Raw genomic sequence first — 16,248 nt, 5'->3', positions numbered from 1 at the left:
TAAGTTTCTGGCACAGCCATGTCGGTGTGCGGTCCCGCATGCCGTTGTCCTGCAGGGAGGTCAGCGCGATGAGCGGTGGTGACAAGCTCGACTTCGAGATCCGTCCGAATGCCGCGCCGGTATCCGCCGCCGACCGGGCCGCCCTGCTGGCAAACCCCGGGTTCGGCCGCGTCTTCACCGACCACATGGTCACCGTCCGCTACGCCGACGGCAAGGGCTGGTACGACGCCCGGGTGGAGGCCCGCGGTCCGATCCCGATGGACCCGGCCAGCGCGGTGCTGCACTACGCGCAGGAGATCTTCGAGGGGCTCAAGGCGTACCGCACTGCCGACGGTGGCGTGACGATGTTCCGGCCGGACGCCAACGCGGCCCGCTTCGCCACCTCCGCGCAGCGGATGGCGATGCCGGTGCTGCCGCCGGAGGTGTTCGTCGACTCGCTGCACAAGCTCATCGAGATCGACCGGGAGTGGATCCCCACCGGTGAGGACGGCAGCCTCTACCTGCGGCCGTTCATGTTCGCCAGTGAGGTCTTCCTCGGCGTCCGCCCGGCCAACGAATACCTCTACCTGGTGATCGCCTCACCGGCCGGGGCGTACTTCACCGGTGGCGTCAAGCCGGTCACCGTCTGGGTCTCTCCGGACTACACCCGGGCCGCGCCCGGCGGCACCGGCGCGGCCAAGTGCGGCGGTAACTACGCCGCGTCGTTGGCGGCCCAGGCGGAGGCCATCGAGGCCGGCTGTGACCAGGTGGTCTTCCTGGACGCGGTGGAGCGCCGGTTCGTCGACGAGATGGGCGGCATGAACGTCTTCTTCGTCTACGACGACGGCACGGTGGTGACCCCACCGTTGACCGGCACGATCCTGCCGGGCATCACCCGTGACGCCATCCTCACGCTGGCCGGCGCGGCCGGGCACCAGATCGAGGAGCGGCCGGTCAGTTTCGCCGACTGGCAGGCCGACGCCGCCAGCGGACGCCTGAAGGAGGTGTTCGCCTGCGGCACCGCCGCGGTGGTCACCCCGGTCGGTGGGGTCCGCTTCCCGGACGGCGAGTTCCTGATCGGTGGTGGCGAGCCCGGCCGGGTCACCATGGCCCTGCGTCAGCAGCTGGTCGACATCCAGCGGGGCAAGGCGGCCGACCCGCACGGCTGGGTGCAGCGGGTTCTCTGACCTCCGTCGCTGTGCCGGCCCGTCCACCCGGACGGGCCGGCGCGGTGGGCCCTACGCGTCGGTGGGCTCGGTCTTGGTGGGCTCGTCGAGCAGGTGGTCGCGGAGCGCCGCGAGCTGCTCGTCGGTCACCCCGGCGTGGCGCAGGTACGCCTCGACCGAGCCGTGCCCCGCGCGCAGCTCGTCGAGGAAGATCTGCATCGCCTCGGCGGGGGAGCTCAGGAACGGCGCCGGCACGTCCACACCGCCCGGGGTGACGGAGGCCAACCAGGCGCTGTACCGGGCCGACGCCACACTGCTCAACGCGTAGTCCGCGGTGATGTCCGCGTCGTCGACGCCGAGCACGGCGAGGGTCAGCGCGCAGACGATGCCGGTGCGGTCCTTGCCGGCGACGCAGTGCACCACCACCGGGGCGTTGGCGGAGTCGGCGATCAGCCCGACCGCCTCGGCCAGCCCGGCGGTGCCGGTCTGGGCCAGGTCGGCGTACCGGTCGGCGAGGTATCGGGCCAGGCTCGCGCCCTCCTCGTGCGGCGTACCCGCCCAGTCGTCGTGCTCCGGGTGGATGTGCCGGTAGGTCAGCCCCTGGTACGCCGGCACCCGGCCGTCGCGCTCCACCTCGGTGGGGCGGCGCAGGTCGATGACGGTGCGGATCCCGATCGCGGCGAACGCGTCCTGGTCCTGCTCGGTGAGGCGGTGCAGCGAGTCGGAGCGGTAGAGGCGGCCCCGGCGTACGGATCTGTCGTCGTGGCCGACGTAGCCACCGACGTCGCGGAAGTTGAAGGTGGCCGGGAGCGAGAGCTGGGGGTTGTCCTCGGTGGTGTCCACGTCCACACGGTAACGGCCGGTGGGACAGCGCCCCACCGGCCGTCGGGTCGAACGGTCAGCGCGCCGTGCCGGGCGGGAGCGCGCCGTACGTCTCGTCGTAGTAGCCACCCAGCTGATCCCGGTAGCTCGGGTCGCTGTGGCTGGTCTCGTCGTACTCCGGGGCGGCCTTGATCTGGTCCCGGGTCCGGTCGACGGAGACGGTGCGCTGGTCGTGGTCGACCTGGTTGACGGTGCCGGCCGGCAGCATCACCTTCTTGCCGAAGATCCAGGGCCCGGTGTCCACGACCAGATAGCTGCCGCCCACCTCGTGGCTGGCGCTGTCGATCTTGCCGATGCCGCCGTCGGTGGCCTCGACCTTGTAGCCGACCAGGTCGGCGTCGGCCACCCCGGCCTGGTCGCGGTAGCGCCAGGGGTCGAACGTGCCGGCCGGCGCGCCGCCGGGCACCGTGCCCTGGTCGCCGCCGCGCAGCGGGTCCGGCCCGGCGTGGGTGGCGTGCGGATCGATCCTGTCCATGCCGTTCACTCCTGACTGTCACCGATCACCTCATGTCTCCGCAGGAGCTACCCGGCCGTCGGCGGCCGGAAACGGCGACAGGCTCCGGCACGGGGACGGGCGAGGCCGCGAGGTGCGGCATCGGCCCACCGGGGCGTACCTGCTCAGGCCAGTGCGGCCTCGGCGTCCAGGGTGACCGCGGCGGCGTTCACCACGGCGGAGATCCGCAGGGCCTCGTGCAGCTGATCCCGGGTGAAGCCGCTGGCGCGCAGCTTCTTCTCGTGCAACTCCAGGCACACCCCGCAGCCGGTGATGGCGGACACGGCGAGGCACCAGAGCTCGAAGTCGCCCTTGTCCACGCCTGGCCTCGCGATGATCCGCATCCGCAGTCGGGCCGGCATCGAGGTGTACCCCTCGTCGCCGATGAGGTGCTTGGCCCGGTAGTAGATGTTGTTCATCGCCATGATCGCCGCGGCGCCCTTGGCCGCCTCGACACCCTCCGGCCCGAGGTGCCCGAGCGCCTCGGCCGCGATCTCTCGCAGCACCACCGGGTTACGGGCGGTCACCGCACAGGCCAGCGCGGTGCCCCAGGTCTGCGCCGGGGTCAACGCCGAGGTGCCGATGGTGGAGCCCAGGTTGAGCTCGATGTCCCTGGCGTACTCCGGCAGGGCCGCCCTGATCGCGTCCAGGCCCATGGTCAGACCCCGGCGAGGGTCTCGTCGGCGATCTCCGCCGGGCTGATGGAGGTGAAGTCCATCGGCCCGACGAAGACCACACGCCACGTGCCCTCGTGGGACGGGTGGTTGATCGTCTTGGACGCGTTGTTGGCGCCCAGCGATTCGCAGGCGGTGAGGTTGTGCTCAGGTAAGCGGTCACTGACGGTGAGCACAGGTCCTCCTTGCCGACGGCACGGTGGCCGTCGTTGGATCCGTTCCCGATGCTTCCGCATGGCTGTTTCTCCCGATGGGTGGCCCGGGTGGCTTGTGAAGCCGATCACGAGCAGCGGTTCGGGCTGCACGAACCCTCCGTGACCATCCCGCTATGTGGATTGTTCCTCCCAAATTCGCGGGAGGGGTGGCAGAGTGGCGAACGTGACCAGCACCGTCCTGATTATTGCGACCTAGCGCGCCGGCTCTCCCCTCTGCCGAGCGCGCAGACCTCCCGCATCCGCGGGAGGTCTTTTTGTTGCTCCGAGAAAGGATCCTGATGACGTTCCAGGTCTTCGACACCACGTTGCGCGACGGCGCCCAGCGCGAGGGGCTCACCTACTCGGTGGTCGACAAGCTGGCCGTGGCCCGGCTGCTCGACGAGTTCGGCGTCGGCTTCATCGAAGGCGGCTGGCCGGGCGCGGTGCCCAAGGACACCGAGTTCTTCCGCCGCGCCCGCACCGAGCTGGACCTGCGGCACGCCGTACTCGTCGCGTTCGGCGCCACCCGCAAGGCCGGCGTTCCGGTCGCGGACGACCCCCAGGTGCGCGCCCTGCTGGACGCGCAGACCGCGGCGGTGGCCCTGGTCGCCAAGGCCGACACCCGGCACGTCGAGCGCGCGTTGCGCACCACCGGCGCGGAGAACCTGGCGATGATCCACGACACCGTCAGCCACCTCGTCCGCGAGGGCCGACGGGTCTTCGTCGACGGCGAACACTTCTTCGACGGCTACCGGCACGACCCCGCGTACGGTGCGGCCGTGGTGCAGACCGCGCTCGCCGCCGGCGCCGAGCGGATGGTGCTCTGCGACACCAACGGCGGCATGCTGCCGTCCCAGGTGACCGCCGTGATCCTCGACCTGACCGACCGGCTGGGGATCGACGCCGGGCTGCTCGGCATGCACGCCCAGAACGACACCGCCTGCGCGGTGGCCAACACGATCGCTGCCGTGGAGGCGGGGGTCCGCCACGTGCAGGGCACCGCCAACGGGTACGGCGAACGCCCCGGTAACGCCGACATCTTCGCGGTCGTCGCCAACCTCCAACTCAAGCTCGGCATGCCCGTCCTACCGGAGGGCTGCCTGGCGCAGATGGTGCGGGTCTCGCACGCCATCGCCGAGATCGCCAACATCGCCCCCGACACCCACCAGGCGTATGCCGGGGCCGCTGCCTTCGCCCACAAGGCGGGGTTGCACGCGAGCGCGATCAAGGTCGACCCGTTGCTCTACAACCACGTGGACCCGTCGGTGGTGGGCAACGACATGCGGATCCTGGTCACCGAGATGGCCGGTCGGGCCAGCGTCGAGCTCAAGAGCCGTGAGCTTGGCCTGGACCTGGCCGGCAGTCCGGACGCCCTGACCCGGGTCACCAAGCGGGTCAAGGAGTTGGAGGCGGGTGGCTGGTCCTTCGAAGCCGCCGATGCCTCCTTCGAGTTGCTGGTCCGCTCCGAGCTGCCGGAGGGCAGCCCGGCCCGACCGTTCACCCTGGAGTCGTACCGGGTGTTGGTCGAGCACCGTGAGGACGGCGCGGTGGTCTCCGAGGCGACCGTCAAGATCCGGGTTCGCGGTGAGCGGGTGATCGCCACCGCCGAGGGCAACGGCCCGGTCAACGCCCTCGACGAGGCGCTGCGGGTGGGGCTGGCGCGGCACTACCCGCAGCTGCGCGACTTCGAGTTGGCCGACTACAAGGTGCGCATCCTGGAGGGCAGCCACGGCACCGGCGCGGTCACCCGGGTCCTGCTCGAAACCTCCGACGGCGGCGGGCGGGACTGGACCACTGTCGGCGTCCACCCGAACGTGGTCGAGGCCAGCTGGCACGCCCTGGTGGACGCCCTCACCTACGGCCTGGCCCCCACCTCCGTCTGAAACCCTCTGCCTCCCCGCCCCACCCCGCCCACCCCACCCCACCCCGCCCACCCCACCCCGCCCACCCCACCCCGCCCACCCCACCCCACCCAGCCCCGCCCGCCTCGCCCCACCCCCTGCCGGCGTCGATCATGGAGTTGTGGTGGTGGGCGTTCCGGGCTCCGGTGCCCAAAACGCCCACCACAAGTCCATGATCGACCGGGGCGGGGCGGGGCGGGGTGGGGTGGGGTGGGGTGGGGTGGGGTGTGGGGTTAGGGGGTGGGGAGGGTGAGGGTGGTGTGGACGGCGCGGTGGTCGCTGCCGGGTACGGCGAACACCCGTACCGAGCGGACCGCTATCCGGTGGTCGACCAGGACGTGGTCGATGGTGACCGGCGGGATGAGATCCCCGTCGTACGGACCCCAGGTGCCGGTCAACCCTTCCCCGGCGGCGTCGGCGGCGTCGACGTAACCGGTGCGGAGCAGGGCCCGCAGGGGGCTGTGGTCGAGGGTGGCGTTGAAGTCACCGGCGAGGATCCGCAGGCCACCGTCCGGGGTGGCCGGTGGTTGGGCGGTCAGGTCGGCACGCCAGGCGTCCACCTGGTCCAGCGCGTACGGCGCCGAGGGGTGGGCCGATTCGACGCGGACCGGGGGTGCGCCGGGGACGGTCACCGTCGCGTACGCCTGGGTGAAACCCCAGCCGTCGAGGTTGCGTCGCACGCCCGGATCGGTGACCGGCCACCGCGAGTAGAGCCCGGAGCCGGGTGTGCCGACCTCCGCGTTGAGCTGCCGGTGCGGCAGCAGGGTGGCGAGGCCGAGTTGGTCCAGGGCGGCCTGCGCGTCCGGTGTGAACTCCTGCACGGTGAGCACGTCCACCTGGTGTCGCCGGACCAGCTCCACAAGCGTCCGCGCGTCGCCGGCGCCGGCGAGCAGGTTGGCGGTGAGCAGCCGCACGGTCGGTCCGGCTGCCGTCGGCTGCGGGCTGGCCAGCGCCCGAGGTGCGACGGCGCCGAGCAACGCCACCGCCGCCAGGGCCGCGAGCGCCGCCGGCCACCAGCGCCGCAGCGCGAGCGCGAGGCCCAGGACCAGCACACTGACACCCGCGACGTACGGCGTGAAGGCGAGCGCCTGCACCAACGGCCCCCGGTCCAGGCCGATCAGCCGGACGGCGGCCCAGAGAGCTGTCGGCCCGGCCGTCAGCCAACAGAGCACGCTGCCGAGCCGAGCGCTCCGGCGTGGGGGTGCGGCGTCGACGATCATGGCGGTGATCATAGCCGGCGCGCCGAAAGCATTTCATGAATGGTGATGCGCTCACCTTTCACAATTATCTGACGGTTGCTCTACAGCCCGGAAAAGTGAGATCAACTATTGACGTAAAGCTTTTTGCGGTGCTACGTTCCATCTGGCTTAAACGACGCAACTCTGAGTAGTAATCCCAGCTCAGAGGGGATGTAGATCGTTAATAAATCGACCTCGCCGGGTGTAAGTGAATCGACTTTCCCCCGCTCCACCGCCGTCGTTCGCCTATTTGTGGGCAGCCATCCGTCCCGCCCCGCGGGTCGGCCGAATTCGCACGGTCACACAAGGGGGACCTGTTATGGAAACATCCTTCCGACGCAAGGCGGCAGCGGTCACGTTCGCTGTCCTGGCGCTCACTCTGGTCGGCGGAGGGATCGCCGTCGCCCAGCCGTCGGCGAAGGCGCCGCAGGCCGCCGCCAAGCCGGTGGACCGGGGTACGAACAGCCAGCCGCCGGTCACCGCCGAGTCCGCACGCTCGGCGAAGGCCGCGCTGAAGGCCGGCGGGGTCACCACGATGGCCGCCGCCACCTGGTTCACCGTCGTCAACGCCAACGGCACCAAGGCGCGCGGCACCGGCACGGTGATCAAGTACGGCCCCGGCCAGTACGAGGTGCAGTTCGGCTCCAACGTGTCGGCGGGTGCCTTCCTGGCCACCATCTCCCGGCCCGACGCCTGCTGCATCCCGCCGGGTGGCGAGGTCTCCGTCGCCCCGCGGCTGCAGACACCCAACGGGGTCTACATCGAGACCCGCAACTCGGCCGGAACGCCTGCCGACCGGGGCTTCACCCTGCTCACCCACACACCCTGACCGAACCGACACCCGGCCCCCGTCGCCTCCGGCACGGGGGTCGGACCCTGTCCGCCCCGCGCCCTGCCTGCCCCGCCTGTTCGGCCGGTGCGTGCGCGCCCAGGAGTGCAGGACGTCGTGCGTTTGGTGCCTAGGTGGGGCATCCCACGACACGATTGTGCTCTCCTCGGCCGGGTCGCGCCGGTCGTCACCCTTCCGCGCGGCTCATCCCCATTCCGGCCACTCCGGGCCGGTCCGGGCCGCACAATCCGACGTTTGCCGGGCGTGTGCCAGGGAAGCAAGCACCGTGACGGACATCTCGGACACCCTGGCCAGCATGCCCAGCCCGGTCGATCCGGAGCCGACCGGCATCGAGCTGGAACAGACCCTCTTCGAGGTCAAACGCGTGATCGTCGGGCAGGATCGCCTCGTCGAACGCCTGCTCACCGCCCTGGTCGCCAACGGACACTGCCTCCTGGAGGGGGTACCCGGCGTGGCCAAGACACTGGCCGCGCAGACCCTCGCGACAGTGGTCGGCGGCACCTTCTCCCGGATCCAGTTCACCCCGGACCTGGTGCCCTCCGACATCGTCGGCACCCGGATCTACCGGGCGTCCAAGGAGACCTTCGACATCGAGCTGGGCCCGATCATGGCCAACCTGGTGCTGGCCGACGAGATCAACCGGGCCCCGGCCAAGGTCCAGTCGGCGCTGCTGGAGGCGATGGCCGAACGGCAGGTTTCGATCGGCGGGCGCAGCTGGCCGGTCCCGGAGCCGTTCCTGGTGCTGGCCACCCAGAACCCGATCGAGTCCGAGGGGGTCTACCAGCTCCCGGAGGCGCAGCGTGACCGATTCCTGATGAAGGTGGTGGTCGACTACCCCAGCGACGCCGACGAGCTGGCCATCCTCTACCGGATGAGCACCGACCGGCCGACCCCGCGCCGGGTGCTCGACGCGCAACGGCTGCGCGACCTCCAGGTCCACGCCGAGCGGGTCTTCGTCCACCACGCGTTGGCCGAGTACGTGGTGCGCCTGATCCTCGCCACCCGCGACCCGGGCCGCTTCGGGCTGCCGGAGATCGCCCCGCTGTTGGCGTACGGGGCCAGCCCCCGGGCCACCCTGGGCCTGGTCGCGGCCGCCCGGGCACAGGCCCTGTTGCGGGGGCGGGAGTACGTGCTGCCCGAGGACATCCGTGAGCTGGCCGTCGACGTCCTCGCCCACCGGCTGGTGCTCTCCTTCGACGCGGTGGCCGACGGGGTGTCGGCCGAGAGCCTGGTGCGCCGGCTCGTCGAGGCGGTGCCACCGCCCCGGCTGGCCGCCGGACACCCGCAGCAGGCGCCGGATCTGGCGGCGGCATGAGACGCGCGACCGCCGTGCCCGCCGACCCCGGCCTCGCCGAGCTGGCCCCGGACCAGCGCCTGCGCCGCCTGGAGTTGACCGTCACGCGCCGACTGAACGGCCTGCTGCACGGCCAGTACCGCGGCCTGCTGCCCGGTCCGGGCAGTGAACCGTCCGGCAGTCGCGAGTACCGGCCGGGCGAGGACGAGGTCCGCCGGATGGATTGGGCGGTGACGGCCCGAACCGCCGTGCCGCACGTCCGACAGGTCGACGCCGACCGGGAGTTGACCACCTGGCTGCTCGTCGACGGCAGCGCCAGCATGGAGTTCGGCACCGCCGAGCTGGACAAACGGGAGCTGGCCGTGGCCGCCGTCGCGGCGGTCGGTTTCCTGACCGCGGGCGTCGGCAACCGCCTCGGTGCCCAGGTGCTGCGCGCCGACGGGGTACGTCGCTTTCCGGCCCGCAGCGGGCGTACCCATCTGCTCGCTCTGCTCCGCGCGCTGCTCGCCGCCCCGCGGGCCACCGCCCCCACCGACCGGCCGGGGCGCGGACCGGCGGCCAGACCGCCCGATCTGGCCGACGGGCTCGACGCGCTGCACCGGATCGCCAACCGGCGCGGGCTGGTCGTGGTGGTCTCCGACTTCCTCGACGGCCTGCCCGACGACCCCGGCCAGGCAGCTCCGTGGGAGCGGACCATGCGTCGGCTGGCCGTCCGGCACCAGGTGCTCGCGATCGAGGTGACCGACCCGCGTGAGCTGGAACTACCCGACGTCGGCCTGATCACGCTCGTTGACCCGGAGACCGGTCGGCACCGCGAGGTGTGCACATCGGACCGTGGGCTGCGTGAGCGGTACGCCGAGGCCGCCGCCGTCCAGCGCGAACAGGTCCACCAGGCGTTGCGCCGCAGTGGGGCCACCCATCTGCCGCTGAGCACCGACGGGGACTGGAGCGCGGACATCGTCCGGCACGTGCACGCCCAGCGTCGGTTGGCCGCCGCGCCGGTCGGTCAGCCCCGGGGAGGTGCCGCGTGATCTGGCAGTCGCCGCTGCGACTCTGGCTGCTGCTCGGCGTGCTCGCCCTGGTCGTCGCGTACCTGGTCGTGCAGCGCCGACGCAGCCGGTACGCGGTCCGCTTCACCAACCTGCGGCTGCTGGACCGGGTGGCGCCGGAGCGGCCCGCCTGGCGTCGGCACGTACCGGCCGGTCTCTTCCTGGCCATGCTGGCGCTGCTCGTGGTCGGCTTCGCCCGCCCGAGCGCCGAGGTCCGGGTGCCCCGGGAACGGGCCACGGTGATGGTGGCGGTGGACGTCTCCACGTCGATGCTCGCCACCGACGTCGAACCGGACCGGTTGGCCGCGGCGAAGGAGGCTGCCCGGCGCTTCGTCGAGGGCCTGCCCGACGAGTTCAACGTGGGTCTCGTCGCGTTCGCCGGCAGCGCCGCCGTGCTGGTGCCCCCGGGCACCGACCGGGACGCCCTCGACGAGGGGATCGACCGGCTCGCCGAGGGCATCACCGGCGTCCAGGGCACCGCGATCGGCGAGGCCATCAACACCTCGCTCGGCGCGGTCAAGAGCCTGGACAGCGAGGCCGCGAAGGAGACCCCACCCGCCCGGGTCATCCTGCTCTCCGATGGCGCCAACACCTCCGGGATGGACCCGATGGAGGCGGCCGCGGAAGCGGTAAAGGCGGAGGTGCCGGTACACGCGATCTCGTTCGGCACACCGTCCGGGTTCGTCGACCGAGGGGGACGGCCCATCCAGGTGCCGGTGGACGGACAGACCCTCAAGGCGGTCGCCGAGGAGACCGGCGGGATGTTCCACGAGGCCAGCACCACCGAGGAGCTACGGGCCGTCTACGACGACATCGGCAGCTCGGTCGGCTACCGCACCGAGCGGCAGGACATCTCGGCCCGGTTCATCGGCCTCGGACTGGTGTTCGCCATGGGCGCCGCCGCCGGCTCGATGCGCTGGTTCTCCCGGCTGCCCTGACCGCCGCGCACAACCGACGTCGACCGTGAGGAGTACGCATGGCAGTGCAGACCGGACTGGGCGAACCGCGCGGTCCCTGGTTCATCTCACCGGAACTCGACCCGGACGGGCGCGGGTGGTGGGACGCGCCCGAACGGGACCCGGGCGGGCGACGGCCTGGGCGGCTACTCGCCGTGTTGGGCGTGGTGGCGGTCTCGGCCGTCTCCGGTGCTCTCGCCGGTGGCGTGGTGGCCAGCCGGGACGGGGCTGGTGGCCCGGCCGCGGCGTCCGCAGCCCCGGTGCCGGCCGAACTGGTCACCGCGGCCGAGCGGACCGTACCCGGGGTGGTGTCGGTGCTGGCCGGCGGCGCGACCGGCGGGTCCGCGACCGGCTCCGGCTTCGCCGTGGACGACCAGCAGCACCTGATCACCAACGACCACATCCTGGCCAAGGGGGGTGGCGGGCCGGTGACCGTGGAACTGCCCGACGGCCGCCGGTTCGCCGCCGAGGTGGTCGGCCGGGAGCCGCGCTCCGACCTGGCGGTGCTGAAGGTGCCGCCGTCGGCCGGTCTCACCCCGCTGCCCCTGGCCAAACCGGGCGCGACCCGGGTCGGTGAGCCGGTGCTCGCGGTGGGTTCACCGCTCGGTCTGGCCGGAACGGTCACCGCGGGCATCGTCAGCGCTCTCGACCGGCAGGTACGGCTCGGCAACAACCGGCACAGCGCGGTGCAGACCGACGCGTCCATCAACCCCGGCAACTCCGGTGGGCCACTGGTCAACGCGCGCGGGGAGGTGGTCGGGGTGAACACCGCCATCGCCACCATCGACGGCAACGGCTCGATCGGCATCGGGTTCGCCATCCCGATCGACCAGGTGCAGCAGACCGCCGACACGATCATCGGCAAGGGCGGCTGAGCTGCCCGAACGCCCTGACGGGGGCCGCCACTGTCAGATATCCGGCCGGACGGCATCGGGCCATGGAAATATTACGCTCGGTATGGATACTGGCGGAGGTGGAGCGTCCTCTTCTCACGGTCCTCCTGCTGGTGGGCCTGGTCATCGGATGTGCAGTGGGGTCGGCGTACGCCCGGGCACGACGCGGGTGGAACGATTACCAGACCGTCAAGAAATCGGTGCCGGGCGCCCGCCGGGGCGCCTGGTCGCTGATCCGCGGCGTCGCCGTGAAGGCCGCGGTCATCGGGGTGCTGCTCTTCGGCGCGGTGGCGTACGCGGCGGTCGGCTCCGACGAGGAGACCGCCGGGCCAGCGCCCAGCCAGTCCCCGACGCAGAGTGAGCCTCCGCACCGGTAACCCCTGGCGGGTCGTGGCGGGTTAGCCTCGGGACGTGGACGACGGACTGCGGGTGACCGACCGGTGGGTCGTCCCCGCCGGAGAGCTACGGGAGCGCTTCTCCCGCTCGTCGGGGCCGGGCGGGCAGGGTGTGAACACCGCCGACTCCCGGGTCGAGCTGAGCTACGACCTGGCCAACTCCCCGGCCGTGCCCGAGTGGCTGCGACCGCGGGCGCTGGCCCGGCTGGCCAACCGCCTGGTCGACGGGGTGCTGACGATCGCCGCCAGCGAGCACCGGGCCCAGCTGGCCAATCGCGAGGCGGCCCGGGCACGGATGACCGCCCTGCTGCGCGAGGCTGCCGCGTCCCCACCTCCAGCCCGCCGAGCGACCCGCCCGTCCCGCGGGGCCAAGGAGCGCCGGCTGGCCGAGAAGAAACGCCAGTCCCAGCGCAAGCGGGACCGCCGCGCCGACGACGACTGATCCGCGCCGACGACTGATCCCGGGACGACGCTAGTCCGGGACGGCGGCGAGCAGCCGGTCGCGCAGGAGCGCGGCCCGCTCGGCGAACCCGCGCTGCGCCGCCGCGTACTCCGCCCGACCGTCCGGAGTCTCCACCCGCACCGGCGGGTAGCCCAGTGCCGCCAGGTCGTACGGGCTGGCCCGCATGTCCAGCGTGCGGATGTCCCGGGCCAGGTCGAACGCGTCGGCCACCAGCTCCGAGCAGACCAACGGCGACAACTTGTACGCCCACTTGTACAGATCCATGTTGGCGTGCAGGCAGCCCGGCTGCTCGTGCGCGTGCTGCGTGTCCCGGGTCGGGGTGAGCAGGTTCAACGGCCGGGCCGGCGGGGTGAAGAACCGGAACGCGTCGAAGTGGCTGCACCGCACGCCCCGCTCCTCGACGACCGCCGCGGTGCGCTCCGCGCTCAGCCGCAACGGCCAGGCGTTGTGCCGCAGCTCCTCCCGGGTCTGCCGGTAGACCATCGCCCACTCGTGCATCCCGAAGCAGCCGAAGTGCGGTGCCCGTCCACGCGTCGCCGCCAGCAGGGAGCGGATCCAGGCGATCGACTCGCCGCGGCGCGCGCGTACCCCATCGGTGTCGAGGGTGACCCCGGCGGCGCCGGCGCGGTAGTCGCGGCCGAATTCGGCCGGATCGGCGTCTCGCAGCTCGACCCCGGGCCCCGGGTGCCAACGACGCAGCTGGGCCGGGCGGTGCGAGTAGTAGGTGAACAGGAAGTCGGCCACCGGATGCCGCTCACCGCGTCGTCGCCGGGCCAGGTGCGGGGTCAGCCACACGTCCACCCGCTCCTCGTGGGCCCGCCGGCGGGCCTGCCACTGCGCCACGTCGAGCACGGCGGGGGCGAGGGCGGCGGTCACGCACCCCAGGGTACGACCGCCGCCCGCACACCGGTCAGGGCATGTGCACCCGGACGCCGGCGGAGAACACCCCGCTGCGCAGCTCCAGCTGCTGGGGCGGGTCCCGCCCGTCGACAGTGAAGACCAGCGGGAGCACCATCCGGGTGCCTGCCGCCATCGGGTCGGCGAAGACGTCCCGACCCAGGTTCGCCGTCCGGGTGGCCGACTCGTCGGCGCTCACCCAGCGCCCGCCGGGCAGGTACGCCCGTTGCAGCTCGCTGTGCCAGGGCTGGTGGTCGCCGGTGACGTTGCGCACCCCCACGGTGGCCTCGCAGTGCCGGCCGTTGGCCGGTGCGGCACCGCCGCCGTTGGCCTTCCCGGCGGTGCCGGGCGCGCCGCAGGTCATCCGGTACACGGTGAATTCGAACGCCGACTCGCGCAACGGCACGCCCAGCGCCCCGGTGACCCCGGTGCCCATCCACGCGCCGCTGGTGGGCTGCTTCTGCGTGTCGATCGCCGCGACCTGCCGGGTCGCCGTCCAACCCGCGGTGCCGACGACGCCGGCCAGCACTACGACTGCCGCGCCCACCAACACCCAGACCGGCGGGGTACGCCGACGCCGTACCGGGCTCGGGGCGGCCGCCCGGGGATAGATCGTCCCGCGGTCACCCCCGGCCCCACCGGCGGTGGATAGTGCGGCAGCCGTCACCCGACGCCCGCGCCGACGTCGCCACACCCACACCAGGGCGGCGCTGATCAGCAGCAGGACCGCCAGTCCGGCGAGCAGCACCGGGTAGCGGCGCCACGGCGGTGCCTCGGTCACCTCGGCCGCCGGTGCCGCTGCCGCCTGCCAGGTGGCCGTGGCGCAGTCGTACGGCCGGCTGCCGTCACTGGTGAACGCGCAGGTCGGCGCGGTCAGCGGCCGGCCTGGCGCGGTCGCGGCGAGTGCGGTGCCCAGCGTGGTGGTGCTGTGTGCGGGCAGCCGCAACCGCCAGGTCACCTCCGTGGCCGATCCGGCGGCCGGGGTGGACCGGCCACCACCGCTGATCGCGGTGGTCGACGCCCCGGGCGGCAGTTCCTGACGCACGGTCGTCTGAAGCGGCGAGTTGCTCACGTTGCGCACCTGGATCCGGTACCTCGGTGCCGGGCTGCTCTCCGTCGCGACCGCCACGGTGACCTGTTGCGGGGGCGCCGACGCCGGTGCCCGGGTCGGCGGTGCCATCGCCGGTGGTGCCGAGGGCGGAGTGGGCTGGGTCACCCGCGCGACCATCGCCACCGGTCGCCGGGTGGCCGCCGGTGTGGCCCCCGCCGGCTCTGGCGTGGCGGCCGTTGGTCGTGGCGTGCCGGCCAGCGGTTGTGGCGTGGTGGCCGTTGGTCGTGGCACGGCGGCCGGTGGTTGTGGCGTGGCGGCCGGTGGTCGTGGCGCGGCCGCCGCCTCCGGAGCCGCCGTCGGCAGGGCCGGCACGGCGGCGAGGATGCCGAGGCAGTGCACGAACACTGCGAGGGCTCTGTGGTGTCGTGTCGATGCAGGCATACGAACGAACCTCCGGAGCCGACGCTAGGTGCGGGTCGCCTCCGTGCGGGTACGAAGTCGGGAAGTCCGCCCCGGTCACCTCCAGCTCCGGTAGGGTGCCGCGTGCTGACGGGTTGAGCACACCCGACCGCCGGTCCTGGCCGGTTGGGGTGCCGGCGGGGCTAGATTGGCCGGGTGCGTATCGCTCGTTTTGCCCATGCCAAGGGAATGTCGTTCGGTGCCGTCGAAGGCGAACCGGAGGCCGGGCCGCAGGGCCTGACCATCGCCGAGATCGAGGGCCACCCGTTCGGCCAACTCACCTTCAGTGGGGCCCGGTGGGCCCTCTCCGACGTTCGGCTGCTCTCGCCGATCCTGCCCAGCAAGGTCGTCTGTGTCGGCCGCAACTACGCCGACCACGCCGCCGAGCTCGGCAACGACGTGCCCAAGGAGCCGCTGCTCTTCCTCAAGCCGTCCACCTCGGTGATCGGCCCCCGGGACGCCATCCGACTGCCGATCTTCTCCAAGCAGGTCGAGCACGAGGCGGAGTTGGCGGTCGTGATCGGGGCGCCCGGCGCGCGCCGCGCCGACCGGGCCGCCGCCGAACGCGCCATCTTCGGCTACACCTGCGCCAACGACGTCACCGCTCGGGACCTCCAGCGTTCGGACGGGCAGTGGACCCGGGCCAAGGGCTTCGACTCGTTCTGCCCGATCGGCCCGTGGATCACCACCGGGCTGGACGTCTCCGACCTGGAGATCCGCTGTGAGGTGGGTCGCAACCCGGAGGAGATGGAGGTACGCCAACTCGGCCGGACGAAGGACATGGTCTTCGACGTCCCGGGCCTGGTGTCGTACATCTCGCACGTGATGACTCTGCTGCCCGGCGACGTCGTTCTCACCGGCACTCCGGCCGGGGTTAGCCCGCTTGTCGAGGGGGATACCGTCACCGTGCGGATCGACGGCATCGGTGAGCTCACCAACCCGGTGGTCCCCGTCGCCTGATCCGTCTGATGCCCCTGTTTCCGCAGCTCACGGGTGGTTCGGGGGGATCGGATTTGGCCTGCCGGCACCGGGAGGGTAAAGTTCACTCCCGGCGCCGCAAGGGGCCAATGGGGTATGGGGTAATTGGCAGCCCGACTGATTCTGGTTCAGTTAGTCTAGGTTCGAGTCCTGGTACCCCAGCGCTGCTGGAATTCGCGAGAATTTCCAGACGCTGGATTCTGACGGAGTTCGACTCCGCCCCTTCGGGGGCGGAGGGTGGTCTTCGGTAGAGTGCAGCTCCTCCGCCGCTAAGGTGGGGGAGCAAAGTTGTTCTGGCCCCGTCGTCTAGCGGCCCAGGACGCCGCCCTCTCAAGGCGGTAGCGCCGGTTCGAATCCGGTCGGGGCTACATCGTGCACAGCCCGTCTCACCCCGTGAGGCGGGCTGTTTCGTGTCCGCCGCCGGGCGCGTTCCGGC

At 72.1% G+C, this 16,248-nt stretch carries 17 protein-coding genes and 2 tRNA genes; 12 read left to right on the top strand and 7 right to left on the bottom strand.

The genetic code is table 11. From position 1 onward, the window contains the following. Window positions 1-68: 68 nt before the first annotated feature. Window positions 69-1,166 carry a branched-chain amino acid aminotransferase gene (locus ACIBD9_RS06900; protein WP_396715233.1) on the top strand — a complete coding sequence of 366 codons (1,098 nt, stop codon included), beginning with the start codon at window positions 69-71 and terminating at the stop codon, window positions 1,164-1,166. A gap of 51 nt (window positions 1,167-1,217) precedes the next feature. On the opposite strand, the gene ACIBD9_RS06895 is transcribed toward ACIBD9_RS06900, so the two are convergent. The 4 genes from ACIBD9_RS06895 to ACIBD9_RS06880 all read right to left on the bottom strand — a co-directional run bounded on the left by ACIBD9_RS06895 (window position 1,218) and on the right by ACIBD9_RS06880 (window position 3,370). Continuing rightward, window positions 1,218-1,988 carry a tyrosine-protein phosphatase gene (locus ACIBD9_RS06895; protein WP_396715231.1) on the bottom strand — a complete coding sequence of 257 codons (771 nt, stop codon included), beginning with the start codon at window positions 1,986-1,988 and terminating at the stop codon, window positions 1,218-1,220. Between the two features lie 55 nt (window positions 1,989-2,043). Beyond that, window positions 2,044-2,502 carry a PRC-barrel domain containing protein gene (locus tag ACIBD9_RS06890; RefSeq protein WP_141908179.1) on the bottom strand — a complete coding sequence of 153 codons (459 nt, stop codon included), beginning with the start codon at window positions 2,500-2,502 and terminating at the stop codon, window positions 2,044-2,046. Between the two features lie 143 nt (window positions 2,503-2,645). Then, complete coding sequence (locus tag ACIBD9_RS06885) at window positions 2,646-3,176, bottom strand: carboxymuconolactone decarboxylase family protein (RefSeq protein ID WP_396715229.1); 531 nt, start codon at window positions 3,174-3,176, stop codon at window positions 2,646-2,648. Window positions 3,177-3,178: 2 nt separating this feature from the next. Then, on the bottom strand, window positions 3,179-3,370 hold the full coding sequence (locus ACIBD9_RS06880; RefSeq protein WP_396715227.1) for a hypothetical protein: 192 nt from the start codon (window positions 3,368-3,370) through the stop codon (window positions 3,179-3,181). Between the two features lie 317 nt (window positions 3,371-3,687). Between ACIBD9_RS06880 and cimA the strand changes: the two genes are divergently transcribed. After that, window positions 3,688-5,271, top strand: coding sequence for a citramalate synthase (cimA, locus tag ACIBD9_RS06875; RefSeq protein WP_396715225.1), 1,584 nt, complete (start codon window positions 3,688-3,690; stop codon window positions 5,269-5,271). A 251-nt stretch (window positions 5,272-5,522) separates the two neighbouring features. Here cimA and ACIBD9_RS06870 read toward each other — a convergent pair whose 3' ends face one another. Further along, on the bottom strand, window positions 5,523-6,509 hold the full coding sequence (locus ACIBD9_RS06870; RefSeq protein WP_396715223.1) for an endonuclease/exonuclease/phosphatase family protein: 987 nt from the start codon (window positions 6,507-6,509) through the stop codon (window positions 5,523-5,525). Between the two features lie 337 nt (window positions 6,510-6,846). On the opposite strand from ACIBD9_RS06870, the gene ACIBD9_RS06865 reads away from it, so the two are divergent. From ACIBD9_RS06865 to arfB, 7 genes are all read left to right on the top strand, one after another. Then, window positions 6,847-7,356 carry a hypothetical protein gene (locus ACIBD9_RS06865; RefSeq protein ID WP_396715221.1) on the top strand — a complete coding sequence of 170 codons (510 nt, stop codon included), beginning with the start codon at window positions 6,847-6,849 and terminating at the stop codon, window positions 7,354-7,356. Window positions 7,357-7,642: 286 nt separating this feature from the next. Beyond that, window positions 7,643-8,692: an AAA family ATPase gene (locus ACIBD9_RS06860; RefSeq protein WP_396715219.1), complete on the top strand. Its 1,050-nt coding sequence runs from the start codon at window positions 7,643-7,645 to the stop codon at window positions 8,690-8,692. A gap of 14 nt (window positions 8,693-8,706) precedes the next feature. Then, the gene (locus ACIBD9_RS06855; RefSeq protein WP_396715670.1) at window positions 8,707-9,702 is read left to right on the top strand and encodes a DUF58 domain-containing protein; all 996 of its coding nucleotides are present in this window, start codon (window positions 8,707-8,709) and stop codon (window positions 9,700-9,702) included. Then, entirely contained in the window at window positions 9,699-10,658 is a 960-nt protein-coding gene (locus ACIBD9_RS06850) for a VWA domain-containing protein (protein ID WP_387167987.1), read from the top strand. Before ACIBD9_RS06855 ends, ACIBD9_RS06850 begins: the two co-directional genes overlap by 4 nt. A 38-nt stretch (window positions 10,659-10,696) precedes the next feature. Continuing rightward, a complete protein-coding gene (locus ACIBD9_RS06845; RefSeq protein ID WP_396715216.1) occupies window positions 10,697-11,551 on the top strand; it encodes a S1C family serine protease in 855 nt (284 codons plus the stop codon). A 98-nt stretch (window positions 11,552-11,649) separates the two neighbouring features. Further along, on the top strand, window positions 11,650-11,946 hold the full coding sequence (locus tag ACIBD9_RS06840) for a hypothetical protein (RefSeq protein ID WP_238659950.1): 297 nt from the start codon (window positions 11,650-11,652) through the stop codon (window positions 11,944-11,946). 34 nt (window positions 11,947-11,980) lie between these two features. After that, the gene (gene arfB / locus ACIBD9_RS06835) at window positions 11,981-12,406 is read left to right on the top strand and encodes an alternative ribosome rescue aminoacyl-tRNA hydrolase ArfB (protein ID WP_396715214.1); all 426 of its coding nucleotides are present in this window, start codon (window positions 11,981-11,983) and stop codon (window positions 12,404-12,406) included. A gap of 30 nt (window positions 12,407-12,436) precedes the next feature. On the opposite strand, the gene ACIBD9_RS06830 is transcribed toward arfB, so the two are convergent. Beyond that, the gene (locus ACIBD9_RS06830) at window positions 12,437-13,303 is read right to left on the bottom strand and encodes a 3-methyladenine DNA glycosylase (protein WP_396715212.1); all 867 of its coding nucleotides are present in this window, start codon (window positions 13,301-13,303) and stop codon (window positions 12,437-12,439) included. A gap of 34 nt (window positions 13,304-13,337) precedes the next feature. Further along, window positions 13,338-14,816, bottom strand: a complete 1,479-nt coding sequence (locus tag ACIBD9_RS06825) for a hypothetical protein (RefSeq protein WP_396715210.1) — start codon at window positions 14,814-14,816, stop codon at window positions 13,338-13,340. Between the two features lie 174 nt (window positions 14,817-14,990). On the opposite strand from ACIBD9_RS06825, the gene ACIBD9_RS06820 reads away from it, so the two are divergent. The 3 genes from ACIBD9_RS06820 (at window position 14,991) to ACIBD9_RS06810 (ending at window position 16,180) form a co-directional block, all read left to right on the top strand. After that, window positions 14,991-15,794 carry a fumarylacetoacetate hydrolase family protein gene (locus ACIBD9_RS06820; RefSeq protein ID WP_396715208.1) on the top strand — a complete coding sequence of 268 codons (804 nt, stop codon included), beginning with the start codon at window positions 14,991-14,993 and terminating at the stop codon, window positions 15,792-15,794. A 108-nt stretch (window positions 15,795-15,902) separates the two neighbouring features. Beyond that, window positions 15,903-15,974: transfer RNA gene (locus ACIBD9_RS06815), tRNA-Gln, on the top strand. 133 nt (window positions 15,975-16,107) lie between these two features. Continuing rightward, window positions 16,108-16,180 (top strand) — tRNA-Glu (locus ACIBD9_RS06810). Window positions 16,181-16,248 lie beyond the last annotated feature (68 nt).

This window comes from Micromonospora sp. NPDC050784, assembly GCF_044456765.1.
Classification (GTDB): domain Bacteria; phylum Actinomycetota; class Actinomycetes; order Mycobacteriales; family Micromonosporaceae; genus Micromonospora; species Micromonospora foliorum.
The sequence above is the reverse complement of the archived record's forward strand: the minus strand, read 5'-3'. Positions and strand labels throughout refer to the sequence as shown.